This window comes from Candidatus Bipolaricaulota bacterium, from assembly GCA_021159055.1.
Lineage (GTDB): Bacteria > Bipolaricaulota > Bipolaricaulia > UBA7950 > UBA9294 > S016-54.
This window is the reverse complement of sequence record JAGGSO010000087.1, coordinates 1-15,824: the sequence shown is the minus strand read 5'-3', so window position 1 is coordinate 15,824 and position 15,824 is coordinate 1. Positions and strand designations below refer to the sequence as shown.

Here is a 15,824-nt window from a genome sequence, read left to right as displayed (position 1 = left end):
CCGATGAACCGGTCGATCAGCGGGTCCTCGACGCGATCGTGGGGTGGATCAAACAGAAGGCCGGTGTCTGAGCTCACTGATAGACGCACGGTCGTCTCCCGGCTGCGCGAGCTCGGGATCCGGCCGAGCAAGCGCCGCGGTCAGAACTTCCTCGTCGATCGGGACGTCCTTGCCCGGATCGTCTCCGAGGTCGAGCGAGCCGAACCGGAGACGGTCGTCGAGATCGGACCCGGACTGGGGACGGTCACCAGGAGGCTGGCGGAGTTGGGAGTCCGGGTGATCGGGGTTGAGGTCGATCACCGCCTCGCGGCCGGGCTGCGACAGGAGTTCGCCGGAACCGAGAACGTGGAGATCGTGGAGGAGGATTTCCTCCGGTTCGATTTCGGGGCGCTCGGCCCGGAAAAGGTCTATGTGGTGGGGAATCTCCCGTACCGAATCACGTCCCCGATCCTCGCGCGGTTGATCGAGGAGCGGGCCAGGATCTCAGGCGCGGTCCTCCTCACCCAGGCCGAGGTAGCGGAGAAGATCGCGGAGAGTCCGGGGCCGCATGGCTCCGCCCTCGGGGTGTTCGTCCAGGCCTACGGAGAGGTTATCCCCCTGCGTCACGTCCCGCGGACGGCGTTCTATCCCGTTCCTGCGGTCGATTCGGTCCTGTGGCGGCTGGAGTTCCTCTCCATCCCCCGGTTTACAGCGGCCCCAGATGATTTCTTCGCCATTGTGCGGGCGATCTACGGGAAGCGGCGAAAGATGCTGCGGCGCGTCCTGCGTGATTTCCTCCCTCCTGACCGGATCGATCCCTTACTGCAGCAACTCGGGATCGACCCGACCCGTCGCGGCGAGACGTTGACCATCCCTGAACTCGACCGCCTTGCATCCGCCCTCTTCGGTTGAAATTCCATCCGTGCGCCGTTATATTTGTGTCGAGGGATTTTCCCCTCTGTATCGGCAGTACAGCTTCTTCAACCCCGAATTGGGGCACGCCGGACCATCGGTCCGCCCATGACGGGAGCTTCCCGTTCTATCTAACTATCGCACGCGCAGATCAAGGGGGTGAGAGGGATGAAACCGGGCACCGGTTCCGGAGGAGGTGCGACGCGGATCCCGGCAGTGATCCTCGCTGCCGGAGCAGGGACGCGGCTGTCGCGTCACCACCGCACCGCGCCGCCGAAGCCGCTCACCCCGCTTCTCGGCCTGACCCTCCTCGAGCGGACGATCCTCTCGTTGCGCGCCGCCGGGGTGGAAGAGTTCTTCGTCGTCCTCGGCCACCGCGCCGATGAGATCCGCCCCCGCCTTGCGGAATGGGCGAAGAGGTACGGAGTAAAAATCACCGCGATCGAAAACCCCGAATGGGGGAAGGGGAACGGGACGTCCGCCCTTGCCGCAGCCGAACACGTCGGCGACCGCCCGTTCCTCCTCACGATGAGCGACCACCTGTTCGAACCGGCGGCGGTTCAGCGGCTCCTCACAGCGAAGAAGGACGGTCCGTTCTGCTACCTTCTCGTCGACCGAAGGGTCAAAACGGTCTTCGACCCCGAGGACGCCACCTGGGTGCAGAGCGTGGACGGGAAGATTGTGGGGATCGGGAAGGGGCTCTCCCGCTATAACGGGGTCGATACCGGCCTCTTCCTCTGCCATCCGATCCTGTTCCCCGCCCTGCGCGAGGCGCAAGCGGCCGGGGACTTCTCCCTCTCCGGGGGAATGCGCCGGCTGGCGGTGGCGGGGAGGCTGCAGGCGGTAGAGATAGGCGACCTGTTCTGGCTCGATGTCGATACCCCCGCCGCGCTACGCGAGGCGCGGAGACGTCTCCTGCGCGGGATGTCCAAGCCGCATGAAGACGGCTTTATCTCCCGGTTCCTCAATCGGCCGATCTCTACTCGGATCTCCGGGTTCATCGTCGATCTCCCCTGGGGACTGCGTCTCTCCCCGAACATGATCAGCCTGGTCAGCTTCTTCCTCGTCGTGGCTGGTGCCGCCCTGTTCGCCGTCCCGGGGTACATCGCGGGGATCATCGCCGGGATCCTTGTTCAGGTCGGTTCCATCATCGACGGGTGCGACGGTGAGGTCGCCCGCCTCACCCACCGGGCGAGCCGGTTCGGGGCGTGGTTCGACACCCTCCTCGACCGCTACGCCGACCTGGGGGTGACGATCGGGGTTAGTTGGCGGGCGTGGAGCACATGGCCGAATCCGTGGGTGTGGATCGGGGGGCTCGCCGCGTTCGCTGGGTTCATCCTCGCCAGTTATGCGAAGAAGGAGTACGCCCTCCGCTACGGGAAAGATGTACAGAGCGGGATCGTGGAACGGCTGATCAAGCGCGATCTGCGCCTGTTCGCCGTCTTCCTCGGCGCGGTCGGGAACGCGCCCTACCTCGGGCTCATCGCGGTCGGCGCCCTCTCCCACCTCGGGGTGATCCGCCTCCTTCTCACTCACCGTCGGAGTCGATCGAGGTGACGTCCTTCGTGGTGTAGCCGCAGTTCAGGCACTGCCAGATGATCTCCCCGGTGATCGGGTTCCACCGGATCGGGACCATCGACCCGCCGCACTTGGGGCAGGTGGCGACGGAGAAGTTCGCCGGGATGGCGGCGCTGTTCGGGCCAGTGGCGATGAGGTTCACCGGCTTGTCCATCACCAGGTTCACCTTCCCCAACGAGCCGGTGTCCGAGTTCGCCAGGTCGACCTGGCCGGAGACATGGATCGTGATCCCCTCGTGCTGGAGCCCGACGAGGAAGAAGAGGATCGTGGCGAGAAGCCCGACCACGACGAGAAACCCAGCGACAAGTGCGTATCTGGTCATCGGTTTCCTCCTGCGATTATCGGATACGGATCCCGCTGCACCACCCGGGGGACGATCCGGTACAGATCAACCCGCCCGCACAGGGAAACGTCGTCCGTTTCCCCGCGGGAGGAGAGCTTCCTCCCGGAACGCGTACGCGCAAACCGGTCCGGCAATGCCGCCGCAGGGACAGGGGCAGGGAGCCCAGGCGGGGCGTTGACCCCGAGCCGCTCCAGGAGCAACGCCGCGGTGATTTCATCCTCCTCGGCCTCCGGACCGCGCCTCCCGGCGATCAGAATCCCGAGCTCAGCCGCTCCCCCGATCTGCGCGGCCAATGCGGAGAGGTTGAGGGGCGAGCCGATGAGGACCTCATGTGGATGCCCGATCACGGACAGGAGCGCCGGGACACCGTTCGTGGTGGTGAGGGCGAGGCGGCGGGGGAGGAGGCCGTCGAGGGCGCGGAGCGCGGTGGGGGAATTCCCGATGTCGAGGGTCGGGACCTTCCACCCGTCCCGCTCCCCGGCGGTGATCGCTCCGCGTGCGCCCCATTCCATCGCCTCTTCCACTGTGGCGACCGGAATCACCTCAAGCCCAAGGGAGCACGCGACGATCGTCGTCGCGCTCATCCGCAGGGCGTCGATCACCACGATCGGCCCGTCCACCCCGAGGAGGGAGCTCCCGTCGCGGTAGGCGATCCGCGCCTTCAACCCGCCCTCCGCACGATCAGAATCTTCCCGTCCATCCCCTCGACCACCACCTTCTCTCCGGCCTCGATCCTCCCCGCTGTGCTGCGCGCGTTCCAGTATTCCCCGTGCACGAACACCTTCCCGTCCGGATCGAGGGCGGTGCGCGCCGTCCCCTCCTCCCCGATCATCCCGACCGTCCCGGTCACCGGGCGCTTCCGCTGGATGAGGAGGCCCTTGGAGATGATGAACAAGAACAGGGCGGTCACGGTTCCCACCGTGAGGAAGATCGTTGTCCAGGAGAGCCCGATCGTTCGGTTCGGGATGTTGAACAGGGTGAACGAGCCGATGAGGAGGGAGACCACCCCACCGGTGGTGAGGATTCCGTGGGTGGGGGTGAATGCGTCGAGGACCATCAGCCCGACCCCGAACAGGATCAGGATCACCCCGACCACGTTCACCGGGAGGATCTGAAGGCCGAAGAACGCGAGGGTGAGGCAGATCCCGCCTGCTGCCAGTCCGAATCCGATTCCCGGATGGAAGAACTCGTAGATCAGTGCGTACAGACCAATGATAAATAGCACGTAAACAATGTTAGGATCGGCGAGGTAGCCGAGGAGGCGTTCGCGCAGGCTCGGATGAACCTCCACGACCCGCCTTCCCGCGGTGTGGAGGACGCGTCCGTCCGGGAGGGTGTACCCGTCGAGCTTGTTGAGGAGGTCGGAGAAGTCGGCGGCGATCAGGTCGATCACCCCCTGGTCGAGGGCCTCCTGCGCGGTGAGGGAGCTCGACTCCCGCACCGCCTTCTCCGCCCACTCCACGTTCCTTCCCCGCTCCTGCGCAACCGACTTGGCGAACGCGACCGCGTCGTTCGTCACCTTCTCGGTCATCGTCTTGTCCTGGCCTTCTTCCCCACCGGTTCCGATCAACTCCACCGGATGGGCAGCGCCGATGTTCGTCCCCGGAGCCATCGCCGCGACGTCGGCAGCGAGGGTGATGATCGCCCCCGCGGAGGCGGCCCGCGCCCCGGGAGGCCCGACGAAGACCACGACCGGGACGGTGGCGGCAAGCTCGGCCATCACGATGTCGCGCATCGATTCCCCCAATCCGCCTGGGGTGTTCAGCTCGATTATCAGCATCTCCCCGTGCGCCTCTTCCGCCTGGGATATCGCCCTCTTGACGATGTCGCGGCTCACCGGGTTTATCGATCCGGTGAGGACCAGGTGGAATACGTCCCCGGCCCCAACCGCGCTCACCGCGGTGAGCAGGACCAACAAGGTCGCAACTATAAGCTGTTTCATCGCACTGTGAAGGTACTCCATCCGCGCCCCCGATTGCAATCTTTCCCGAAAACCCTCTTTTCTTCCCGATTTGGTGATGCGCATTACCGACAAACGCGTTAAGATGTGGTATAGTAACCGTGCAACTTGAGGAACCCCCTCATCTTTTTCACCACCCGGAGAGGGCGGTCGAGCACGAGCTTGGCCGCCCTTGCATTTTCAGCGAAACAGCGATACCAACCTGAAGCAACCCGAACAAGAGTGGATGGGTCGAGCCACGCACAGGTCCATGCCGCATCATAGCCGCGCCGGGATCAGCGGGCAACACTACAGGAAGTGAAGGACGTAATGGTAGTAGAAGAAGAAGACCGGGAGGGCGAATAGGAGCCCGTCGATCCGATCGAGGGCGCCGCCGTGGCCGGGGAGGAATGTCCCCGAGTCCTTCACCTCGGCCGCCCGCTTCAGCTTCGATTCGAACACGTCTCCCAACTGGGCGGCGATCCCAACGAGGAGAGAGGAGGCGATGATGTGGGGGAACCCCTCCCAGAACGCGAACTGCCGCCACACCGGGGACAGGGTCGCCCCGAGCGCCGCCCCGAGAACCGTGAACAGGAACCCACCGGCGATCCCCTCCCACGTCTTCTTCGGACTGACGTTGGGAAACGCCCGGTGCTTTCCGAATAGGCTCCCGATGATGTACGCCCCGGAGTCGTACCCCCACACCATCAGCAGGACGACGAGGGCGTGCGTCGCCCCGACGCGGGGCTGGTCGGGCGGGCCGCTGATATAGATCGAATAGAAGAAATGAAGTAACCACGGGATGTACAACAGACCGAACACCCCGGCCACCGCCTGGAGGAATCCCTGCTTGTGCGGGAGGCTGCGCAGGTAGCGGAAGACCTGGTAGGCGACGGCGGAGAGGAGGCCGACGTCACCGTAGACCCCGTTCTCGATCACGTAGCCGAAGATGAGGATCGGAATCCAGACGAGGAAGTCCGGCGCGGCGAGCCGGATGTCGAGCCGCTGCATCAGCTGGAGGTACTCCACTGCCGCGGGGTAGGCGACGATGAGGATCAGGAGCCCGACGATCCACTGGATTCCGAACCGCGTTCCCGCATAAAGGACGGAGAACACGATCCCTCCGGCAATGAGAGCGCTCAGGATGCGTTTGACTACGTTCATCTCTGGCTCACTCCTCCGAACCGACGTTCCCGCTGCTGGTAGACCTCGATCGCCTTCATCAGCTCCTCTGGGGTGAAGTCCGGCCACAGGGTCGGGGTGAAGTAGAGCTCGGTGTACGCCGCCTGCCACAGGAGGAAGTTGGACAGGCGCATCTCCCCGCTTGTGCGGATGATGAGATCAGGGTCAGGGATACGGGCGGTGTAGAGAGCCGCGGTTATCTCCTCCTCTCCGATCGCGTCCGGGTCGAGCTCGCCCTGCACCGCTGCCTTTGCCAGGTCGCGGCAGGCGCGGATGATCTCCTGGCGCGCGCCGTAGTTGAGGGCGACGTTGAGATGGAGCTTTGTATTGTCCGCGGTGGCGGCGATCGCCCTCTCCACCGTCTCCCGCAGCCGCGGCGAAAGCGGGGTGAGGTCGCCGAGGACGGTGAGATGCACCCCCTCTTCCACGAATTCGCGCAGCTTCTCGGTGATGAACCGATCGAGGAGGTCCAGCAGGAAGTCGACCTCCTCGGTCGGCCGGCTCCAGTTCTCGGTGGAGAAGGCGTATAAGGTCAGGTATCTCAGTCCGAGGTCCCTCGTCGCGAATCTGATCAGCCGCTCCGCCGCCTGGGTGCCGGCCTGGTGCCCGGCCGTGCGCGGGAGGCCGCGCGCCTTGGCCCAACGCCCGTTCCCGTCCATGATGATGGCGACGTGGTCGGGGAGCCCTGCCTTCTGTATCCGTTCGATCATCTCACGCATCTCACTTCCTCCACGAGGCCCGGCCGCGCTTCCTGCACCACGGTGAGGGAACCGGTGACGAGGAGGCCGTCCTCACCCCCGAGGTCGGATACAGCGGCGGCGAGCCCGGCGCGGACGTCCGACGTGACGATCGGTTCGATCCCCCACCGCCGCGCGTGCGGGACGAGCTCCTCCGGCGGGAGGGCGCGGGGGGAGGAAGAGCGGGTGAGGACGATCCGGGGGAACTGCGGGAACAGGGCATCGCACACCGGGCCGATCTCTTTGTTCCGCAGGATCCCGAACAGGAGCGTCCTCCGTGGACGCGGCGGGAAGAAGCGCTCGACCGCCCGCGCCAGGGCATGCGCCCCGGGTGCGTTGTGCGCTCCGTCGAGCACGATCAACGGTGCCCTTCCCATGACCTCGAACCTCCCCGGCCAGGTGACGGTTCGCAGCCCGGCGACGATCGCTGTATCCGGGATCTTCCACCCCGCTTTCCGCAGCTCGCGGATCGCGGCAAGGGCGCAGCGCAGGTTCTCCCCTTCGTACTCCGGTGGAAACGGGATCTCGACCTCATCCGGCAATCCACTCGCGCGCACCCGGTACCGCGCCCCGTCGAGGCCGCGGTGAATCGGGGCGAGCTCGATCTCATGGCTCGCCCGCACAACCCGGGCGCCGACAGCACGCGCTTCGCTCACCACCACCGCGTCCGCGGCCGGTGGGAGATCGCCCACAACGAGCGGCACGCCGCGCCGGACGATCCCCACCTTCTCCCATGCGATCCGCGCGATCGAGTCCCCGAGGAGGTCGAGATGGTCGCGCCCGACGGTGGTGAGGACGGAGACGATCGGCTGGACGACGTTCGTCGCGTCGAACCTCCCGCCGAGTCCGACCTCGACGACCGCGATGTCCACGGCTTCGTCCGCAAAGTGGCGGAACGCGACCGCGGCGAGGACCTCGAACTCGGTCGGGGGATCGGCTCCGGCGAGGCCCGGGGAGAGACGGGTGACGATCTCCGCAAAGCGCTCCTCCGGGATCCACTCCCCGTCCACCTCGATCCGATCGCGATAGTCGACCAGCTCGGGAGAGGTGAACCGCCCGACCCGATAGCCGGCGCGGGAGAGGACCGCGGAGAGCATCGCCGCGACCGAGCCTTTCCCGTTCGTCCCGGCGATGTGGATCGCCGGGAACGTCTGTTCCGGGCGGCCGAGCGCGTCCAGGAGGCGCTCTATCCGATCGAGACCCGGCTTCACCCGTGTGGGCAGGGATGCAAGCGTGCGTCGGGCCTCGGAGTAGTCCATCTATCCTCCCAGCGAGGAGAGGTTCGCCTCGATCCGGGCCAGCCGGGCGAGGAACTCCTCCCGCTTCCGTTCCTCCTTCTCGATCACGTCCTTCGGGGCGCGAGCGGTGAACTGGGGATTGCTCAGGTTCCGTTCGGCGCGCGCGAGATCGTCCTTCGTCTTCTCGAGCTCGCGGGTGAGGCGCGCGCGCTCAGCCTCGATATCGATCAGTCCAGCCAGCGGGACGAACAGCTCCGCAGTCCGCAGCACCTGGCGCGCCGATCCCGGCGGCGGAGTCACCTCCGGGGAGACCGTCCAGCCGCTCGCCCCGGCAAGGGCGTTGAGCGCCGCCTCCTTCCTGTCCACGAGCTTCGACAGCACGGGATCGGCGCTCTTCACCAGCACCTCGACCCGCGCGTCCTTGGGCACGTTCAGCTCGGCTCTGATCATCCGCACCGCTCCCACCAGCTCGCGGAAGAGCTCCATCTCCGCCTCCGCTTCCGGATCCTCGTGCCCGGGAACGGGGTACGACTGGACGATCAGCGGCTTCGATCCGGGATAGAGGACCTGCCAGATCTTCTCGCTCTCGAACGGGATGAACGGGTGGATCAGCTTCAGGATCTCCGCCAATCCGTGATGGAGGACTCCCTTAACCGCCTCATCCCCTGCCTCCAGACGGACCTTCGCCATCTCCAGATACCAGTCGCAGAAATCGTGCCAGATGAACGAGTACAGCGCCTCGCTTGCCAGGTTGAAGCTGTAGGTGGCAAGCGCCTTGCGCACCGCCGCGGCAGTGGCCGACAGCCGGGAGAGGATGAACCGGTCCTCGAGCTCGGATACCTCCTTTGGAAGCGGCGGCCGCTCCTCGCCCAGGGCCATCCCGACGAACCGGGCCATGTTCCAGATCTTGTTCAGGAAGTTGCGCGATTCGTCCAACTGGGCGGTGGACAGGCGCATCGACCGTCCCTTGGAGCTTGCCTGGGCGAGGGTAAACCGGAGGGCGTCCATCCCGTGCGTTTCCTTCACCTCGAGCGGATCGATGATGTTCCCCCGCGACTTGCTCATCTTCTGCCCGTTTTTGTCCACGATGAGCGGGGTGATGTACACCTCGCGGAACGGGACCTTGCCCGTGAACCTAAGCCCCATCATCACCATCCGCGCCACCCAGAAGAACAGGATATCGAACCCGGTGACCAGGACCGATGTCGGATAGAAGTAGGAAAGCTCCTCGGTCTTCTCCGGCCAGCCCATGACCGAGAACGGCCACAGCGACGAGGAGAACCAGGTATCGAGCACGTCCTCCTCCTGGCGCAGCTCGACGTCCTTCCCGTAGTGCTCCCGGGCACGCGCGCGCGCTCCGGCCTCGTCCTGCGCGGCGAACGGGGTGTCGTCCGGACCGTACCACACCGGTATCCTGTGTCCCCACCACAGCTGGCGCGAGATGCACCAATCGCGGATGTTCTCCAGCCACTCGTAGTAGAGCTTCGTCCATCGGGCCGGGTGGAACACGATCTCGCCCCGTTTCACCGCCTCGATCGCCGGGGCGGCGAGCGGCCGCATTCGCACGAACCACTGGGTGGAGATGATCGGCTCGACCGCGGTCCCGCAGCGTTGGCAGTGCCCGACCGCATGGCGGTACGGCTCGACCTTCTCCAGGTAGCCCTCCTCCTTGAGCCGGGCGACGATCGCCTCTCGCGCCTCCTCCCGGGTCATCCCGGCGAACGGGCCGCCGTTGTCGTTGATCGTCCCGTCCTCGTTCAGGATGTTGATCCCGGGAAGGTCGTAGCGCTTCCCGATCTGGAAGTCGACCGGGTCGTGCGCCGGGGTGATCTTGAGGACTCCGGTCCCGAACTCGGGATCGACCTCCTCCGCTCCGACGATCGGGAGGGGACGGTCGAGGAGCGGGAGGATCGCCGTCTTTCCGATCAGATCGCTGTGGCGCGGGTCGTCCGGGTTCACCGCCACCGCGGTGTCCCCGAGCATCGTCTCCGGCCGGGTGGTGGCGATCGTCACCGATCCCCCGTCCTTAAGCGGGTAGCTGATGTAATAGAGATTACCATCGACCTCCTTGTGCTCGACCTCGATGTCGGACAGGGCGGTCCCGCAGCGCGGGCACCAGTTGATCAGGTAGTCGCCGCGGTAGATCAGGCCGGCGTCGAACAGGTCGACGAACGCCTGGCGGACGGCGCGGGAGAGACCCTCGTCCAGGGTGAACCGGAGGCGATCCCAGTCGCACGATGCCCCCAGCGCCTTCAGCTGATCGATGATCTCGGAACCGTACTTTTTCTTCCACTCCCACACCCGGGCGACGAACCGCTCCCTCCCGAGGTCGTGACGGGAGATCCCTTCCCGTTCCAGCGCCCGCTCCACCACGTTCTGGGTGGCGATCCCGGCGTGGTCGGTCCCGGGGAACCAGCACGCGGCGTAGCCGTCCATCCGCTTGTAGCGGATCAGGATATCCTGAAGGGTGTTGTTCAATGCGTGCCCCATGTGGAGCCGCCCGGTGACGTTCGGAGGAGGGATGACGATCGAGAACGGTTGTTTGTTCGGGTCCACCTCGGCATGGAAGTACCTCCCCTCCTCCCACAGCCGGTACATCTCCCCCTCGACCTCGTCGGGCCGGTAGCGCTTCGGAAGTTCCATCATCTATCCTCCGTGGGGATGCGGGTTCACATCCAGCTTCCTATTGTGAGTTCGTAGTCGTGCAGCTCGGTTTCGTCGAAGAACAGCCCGAGCTCGCGGGTCGCCGAGGCGACGGAGTCCGATCCGTGCACGAGGTTCTTGGTCAGGTTCAGCCCGAAGTCGCCGCGGATCGTCCCCGGAGCCGCCGCCTGGGGGTTGGTCGCCCCCATCAGTCCCCGCACGACCTCGACCGCGTTGTCCCCCTCGATCGCCAGCGCGACGATCGGGGAGGAGGTGATGAACGAGACGAGCTCGGAGAAGAACGGCTTTTTCGCATGTTCCTGGTAATGCTCGTGGGCAAGGGCCTCCCCGACAGTGAGCATCTTCATCCCCACGATCTTCAGCCCCTTGTCCTCGAACCGAGAGATGATCCTCCCGACCAATCCCCGCTGCACCGCATCAGGCTTGCATAACACCAAAGTACGTTGGATAGACACTTCTACCTCCTACGGCCTCTTGATATAACGGCGTCCCTCCACCTCCCGGATCAGATCCTTCATCTGCAGCATCAGGAGGGTATGCGCCGCCTCGGTGGGGGAAATGTTCCCTGCAGCAATGATATCGTCAATGTGGGTCGGTTCAAGGCCGATCATCTCGTACACCCGCTGTTCCGTCGGGGTGAGGGAGGGAACCTCAGCTCCCTCCTCGGACCGGGCCGGGTGAAGGAGGGACTTGAGGTCGGGAAATTCCGAGATGACATCAGCGGCCGCGAGCACGGGGCGCGCTCCGTCCTGGATCAGCCGGTTCGTCCCTCGGCTGGAGGTGCTCGTGATCGGGCCCGGGACCGCGAATACCTCCCGTCCCTGCTCGGCGGCGAGGCGGGCGGTGATCAAGGCACCGCTTCGCTCCGGGGCCTCGACCACGACCACCCCGCGGCTCAGGCCGGAGATGATCCTGTTCCGCTGCGGGAACGTCCACTTGGCCGGGCGGGTATCAATTGGAAACTCGCTCAGGATCAGGCCGCCTTCTCTCTCGATCTCCCGGGCGAGGCGGACGTTCGCCGCCGGGTAGATGTGGCCGAGTCCGGACCCGAGTACGGCGACGGTCGTCCCTCCGCCGTCAACTGCACCGCGATGAGCGGCGGTATCGATCCCCACGGCGAGCCCGCTGACGATGACGATCCCGAGCCGCGCCAGCTCTGCTGCAAGCTGGTGTGCCACTGTCCTCCCGTATCCGCTCGCCCGCCTTGTCCCCACGATCGCGATCCCGCGCCGGAAATCGGGGATTCCTCCGCCGCTTGCGTAGAGGACGGCCGGGGGATCCTCGATCTCGCGCAGGAGGGGCGGGTACTCCGGATCGAGCAGGGTGATGATCCGGGCGCCGATCCTTTCCGCCCGGGCGAGCTCGCGGTCGATCGCCCCCTCGTCGCGGGCGGCGGCGATCCGAGCGGCGACGGAGGAGAAGCCGGGAAGCTCCTCCAGGGCCGCGGCCGGGGCGGTCCAGATCTCCCGCGGGGAGGAGAAGTGAGAGAGGAGGATCCCCATCCGCCGCGGGGAAAGCTCCGGGATCAGGTTCAGTCCGATCAAGTACCTGCGCTCGTCTTCCATCGCTTACTAGGCTAGTCGACAGCGAGCGCGTGTCAAGTTCCCCTGTCCTGTTGCCCAACCCAGGGTTTGTCGGTAACATGAAGGCGGTGATCCGGATGCCGTTTCTTTTCTTTTTGTTCGCCTGCGTGGAGCTGTTTGGTCTGATCAAGATCGGTCAGTTGATCGGCGGAGCCCCGATCCTCGGCGAGATCATCCTCACCGGGGTGATCGGGGTGATCCTCCTGCGGCTCGGGGCCGGGAATGCGGTCGCCGGGATGATGGTCAGCCTCCTCGCCGGGCAGTTCTCGCTTCAGCAGATCCTGCACCGCCGTGCCCTCCGGTTCCTCCTCGCCGGGGTCCTCCTCCTCGTCCCCGGCCTGCTCACCGACCTCGCCGGGATCGTCCTCCTCGCCACCTACTTCATCCCTTCCCGAAAACGGGCGGGTGCGGACGACGTGATCGACGTCGAGTACGAGGTGCACGACGACCGGTCCCGCCAGTAGATAGCGACGAGGAGGAAGTAGACCACCATCCCTCCGATCCAAACTCCAACCCATCCGGAGACCGGGAGGGACGCGCCCGGGAGCGCGGCGAGCCGTTCGACGACCCGGATCAATCCGTCCAGGATGCCGGCGAACAACCGGCCGAGCAGGGGAAAGAGCGGGGTGGGGGAAAGGATGAGGGTGAAAAGCCCGGTCCAGAGTGCGAGGGTGGCAAGCGGGATCGCGGCTAGGTTCCCGACGAGGGAGAGCGGGTAGATCGTCCCGAAGTGGTAGGCGAGGAACGGGGCGGTCCCGGCCTGAGCAGCGGCTGAGGTGATCAGAAGGAGGAGCAGGTAGCGGCCCACCGGGCGTGTCCATCCCGGGAGGCGGGACGTCACTCCATCCACCCACTCCGTCACGGTGAATCCAGGGGAGAACGCGGCGAGGATCGCAGCCGTCGCACCGAAGCTCAGCTGGAACCCGACGCTCACGAGCTCCGTCGGGCGGAGGGCGAGGATGACCACTCCAGCGGCGGCGAGGGCACAGAACGGGTTAACCCACCGGCGCAGGATCAACCCGAGGTCGGCAAGGACGCTCCCCAACCCGAGGAACGCGAACAGGAGTGCAGCCCTTACCAGGCTCACCCGCGGACCGATCACCCACAGGGCGAACCCGACCACGAGCCCGACGAGCGGGTACGTAACAGCAGGGCGCAGACCGCACATGCGCAACAAGAACCAGATCCCGGCAAGCAGAATCCCGAGGTGGAGGCCGGAGACAGCGAGGAGGTGCATCAGCCCGGTACGGCGAAACGCGGAGGAAAGGGAGTCGGAAAGGGCGCTTCGGTCTCCGAACAAAAGTCCGTGGGCGAGCCCCGCCTCCTCCGGGGGAAGGACCGCGTCGAGCCGGCACAGGAGTCGCTGGCGCAGCGAGTCCCCCGTCCGCACCAGCCGGTTTCCCCCTACCCCGAGCCGGGTCACCCCGTCCGGTGTGTCGACCGCAAACGTAGCGAAGATCCCCTGGCGGGCGAGGTAGGCACGGTAGTCGAAGTCGGGAAACCGAGGCGGAATGCGCCCCTTCCCCCTGACCTTGACCCGGTCCCCGTACAGGACCTTCTCGTATCGATCTCCGTTCAGGAACCAAGTCACCTTAATCCGGCCGGGGATATGGGTTGGGGCGAGGACGAAGCTCACGTACCCGTCCCCGATGCGCGGGTAGGAGACGATTGTTCCCTCGACCGCGCGCAGGGAGGGGGCGAGGGCATAGAGGCGGGAGAGCGGAAGGCGGGTCGTCTGCTCGCGCAACCCCCCGAGGAGCGCGACGGCGACGAGGAGGAGGACGAGGAATCCCCGTCGCCAGTGAGCACCGAGAACGGCGATGATCGCCGTCCCGGCCGCCGCTAAGAAGACGGCACGGGGATCGAGCGCGGGGAGGGCCAGGCTGATCCCGATCCCCGCTGCGAACGCGAGCCCAACGTCGATGATCGAGTAGCGCATCCTTGATAAGAATAGCGCAAATCCCTTTGATATTGCCAATCACGACCGTTCGTGCTATAATTTCGCTGGATCATTGACATGGGGGTGAATGGCATCGACGGAGGTACCGAAGCGAGGCTGCAAGCGGAGCGTTGCCGACTCCTAAAACCGGCAAAACCAAACAATAACTGCGGATTACGCATTCGCTACTCCTTCCCTCAACTAGGGAAGGACGTCTGATGGAGCTTCCCGCGGGCTCCATTTAGGCGTCGACTAAGCGGGTATATCGCGCTTGCGCGCTTCCCGCGGGCGCGATGAAACCAACGGAAGCTGGATGAGCGGGATCCGGGTCGTGGGAGCCCGCTCATCGAGATGAAAACACGATCCTAAGCTTGTAGACGCCGACCAGAGGTATCTTCGGACGCGGGTTCGACTCCCGCCACCTCCACCAGCTGTACCGTTAGAACCGGGGGAGGACCGCCTCGGTTCTTTTCTTTGACGCTGGCATTCGATGTTCAATCCGGATGTTCTCCTCAATAACCGACGCCAATCTGACCGGAGAGGAAGCTACTGAAATAATGGCAGCCGAACTAAATTACCAAGTAGGCCGCAGTGCACCACTCCGGAAGAAGCGGAATCGGTAAAAAGCGCTGGAGAAGGCGCAACGAGCATGATTAACGATCTAGAACCTGCCCGCTCCTGCCCCAATGTTTGTTCGAAGAACACACTTCCTGCACGTCTGTCTTGCGTGCTTGTCCGGGGATGTGTAACCTTATAAACTAGTAACTGCAATGAAAAACTCTGGACGACGGGGTAGGAGTGTCTATTTTGAATACCAGGGACTAGCTGGAAGTGGTCTTCTATGAGTACTGATAGAGGGTACTTTGACCACTCAAACAAGCTTTGGTTTGAGTTGTGGAATGAGCGAGATAGGGTGCGTCTTCACTTTCGGTATTTTAAGGTTATGAAAAGGCTCCGAGGTCTTTTATTTACCCTTGGGCCCACAATTGCGAAACGGGAGCAGGAGCTGAATGCGCTGGTCTATGAGCTTTATGGCCTAACGAACGAGGATATTAAGTTTATTGGGAGTGCAAAATAAGATGTCCGAAATCATCTCCTATTTATTGGAATTTCTGATCGATGGAACACAAATCGACCGCGACGCATTAGAGAAAGATATTGCTAAGACCTTAGGCAAGCATACGTCAAGCGTAGATTGGAATGTTATCCAGACAACCTCCCAACACTTTAAGCTGTCTATTCGGGGTTCTCTGGAAGATGTAGATGCTTGTCACAATCGGATCAATAAGGAGTTCGTAAATCGCTATTCGTGCATCCGTTTACGTGATGAAGCTGGCGACGAGATTCGACAGAAAGCATACCCTATTCTAGCTCACATTGAGCAGCAATTGCGAGCCTTCATTAACCGCGCCATGATCGAAGTCAAGGGGTTCGATTGGTGGGACTCCATAGCTCCTTTCTTAGATGACCAAGGAATCCAAGACAGTGTCCAGAAGATCGAAGGACAAATAGGGAAAATAGCGTCCGCTCTTCATCACCCATTAGAATTAACGCTATTTGAAGACTTGATACATATTGTGACCGGTTCGGTCCAATATTGGCCGACTGACAAACTGCTATCTGCTGACGATTTCTTGGAGATTCTTTCAGGCTGCTCTTCGTTGGATGACCTTCATAAGGAGTTAAAAGAGAAAACACGAAAGGTTTCTCTATGGGACGAGGTATTCGCT

The 15,824-nt window shown here is 64.0% G+C and carries 14 protein-coding genes and 1 other RNA gene; 5 read left to right on the top strand and 10 right to left on the bottom strand.

Annotated elements, in window-relative coordinates; all coding sequences use genetic code 11:
• Both rsmA and J7J55_04475 read left to right on the top strand, forming a co-directional pair.
• Positions 1-891: ribosomal RNA small subunit methyltransferase A (gene rsmA / locus J7J55_04480; protein MCD6141956.1), on the top strand; the 891-nt coding region annotated here is incomplete at its 5' end.
• A 168-nt stretch (positions 892-1,059) separates the two neighbouring features.
• Positions 1,060-2,448 (top strand): NTP transferase domain-containing protein, encoded by a 1,389-nt coding sequence (locus J7J55_04475; protein MCD6141955.1) that lies wholly within the window; start codon positions 1,060-1,062, stop codon positions 2,446-2,448.
• Here J7J55_04475 and J7J55_04470 read toward each other — a convergent pair.
• The 9 genes from J7J55_04470 to dprA all read right to left on the bottom strand — a co-directional run bounded on the left by J7J55_04470 (position 2,420) and on the right by dprA (position 12,137).
• Positions 2,420-2,791 carry a hypothetical protein gene (locus J7J55_04470; GenBank protein MCD6141954.1) on the bottom strand — a complete coding sequence of 124 codons (372 nt, stop codon included), beginning with the start codon at positions 2,789-2,791 and terminating at the stop codon, positions 2,420-2,422. The genes J7J55_04475 and J7J55_04470 overlap by 29 nt on opposite strands.
• Positions 2,788-3,477 (bottom strand): 2-phosphosulfolactate phosphatase, encoded by a 690-nt coding sequence (locus J7J55_04465; protein MCD6141953.1) that lies wholly within the window; start codon positions 3,475-3,477, stop codon positions 2,788-2,790. Before J7J55_04465 ends, J7J55_04470 begins: the two co-directional genes overlap by 4 nt.
• Positions 3,474-4,754 (bottom strand): nodulation protein NfeD, encoded by a 1,281-nt coding sequence (locus J7J55_04460; GenBank protein ID MCD6141952.1) that lies wholly within the window; start codon positions 4,752-4,754, stop codon positions 3,474-3,476. Before J7J55_04460 ends, J7J55_04465 begins: the two co-directional genes overlap by 4 nt.
• Before the next feature lie 306 nt (positions 4,755-5,060).
• The gene (locus J7J55_04455) at positions 5,061-5,915 is read right to left on the bottom strand and encodes a phosphatidate cytidylyltransferase (GenBank protein ID MCD6141951.1); all 855 of its coding nucleotides are present in this window, start codon (positions 5,913-5,915) and stop codon (positions 5,061-5,063) included.
• On the bottom strand, positions 5,912-6,652 hold the full coding sequence (locus J7J55_04450; GenBank protein MCD6141950.1) for an isoprenyl transferase: 741 nt from the start codon (positions 6,650-6,652) through the stop codon (positions 5,912-5,914). Before J7J55_04450 ends, J7J55_04455 begins: the two co-directional genes overlap by 4 nt.
• Positions 6,640-7,929 (bottom strand): bifunctional folylpolyglutamate synthase/dihydrofolate synthase, encoded by a 1,290-nt coding sequence (locus J7J55_04445; protein MCD6141949.1) that lies wholly within the window; start codon positions 7,927-7,929, stop codon positions 6,640-6,642. The genes J7J55_04450 and J7J55_04445 overlap by 13 nt, the downstream gene beginning before the upstream one ends.
• Positions 7,930-10,554 carry a valine--tRNA ligase gene (locus J7J55_04440; GenBank protein ID MCD6141948.1) on the bottom strand — a complete coding sequence of 875 codons (2,625 nt, stop codon included), beginning with the start codon at positions 10,552-10,554 and terminating at the stop codon, positions 7,930-7,932.
• A gap of 23 nt (positions 10,555-10,577) precedes the next feature.
• Positions 10,578-11,021, bottom strand: coding sequence for a nucleoside-diphosphate kinase (gene ndk, locus J7J55_04435; GenBank protein MCD6141947.1), 444 nt, complete (start codon positions 11,019-11,021; stop codon positions 10,578-10,580).
• Between the two features lie 15 nt (positions 11,022-11,036).
• The gene (gene dprA / locus J7J55_04430) at positions 11,037-12,137 is read right to left on the bottom strand and encodes a DNA-processing protein DprA (GenBank protein ID MCD6141946.1); all 1,101 of its coding nucleotides are present in this window, start codon (positions 12,135-12,137) and stop codon (positions 11,037-11,039) included.
• Positions 12,138-12,232: 95 nt separating this feature from the next.
• Between dprA and J7J55_04425 the strand changes: the two genes are divergently transcribed.
• A complete protein-coding gene (locus J7J55_04425) occupies positions 12,233-12,619 on the top strand; it encodes an FxsA family protein (protein ID MCD6141945.1) in 387 nt (128 codons plus the stop codon).
• On the opposite strand, the gene J7J55_04420 is transcribed toward J7J55_04425, so the two are convergent.
• Positions 12,532-14,094 (bottom strand): ComEC family competence protein, encoded by a 1,563-nt coding sequence (locus J7J55_04420; protein ID MCD6141944.1) that lies wholly within the window; start codon positions 14,092-14,094, stop codon positions 12,532-12,534. The two genes, J7J55_04425 and J7J55_04420, sit on opposite strands and share 88 nt — an antisense overlap.
• Before the next feature lie 80 nt (positions 14,095-14,174).
• Here J7J55_04420 and ssrA point away from each other — a divergent pair.
• Together ssrA and J7J55_04410 are read left to right on the top strand one after the other, a co-directional pair.
• Positions 14,175-14,524, top strand: a transfer-messenger RNA (tmRNA) gene (gene ssrA / locus J7J55_04415).
• A 649-nt stretch (positions 14,525-15,173) separates the two neighbouring features.
• On the top strand, positions 15,174-15,824 hold a 651-nt coding region (locus tag J7J55_04410; protein MCD6141943.1), incomplete at its 3' end, for a hypothetical protein.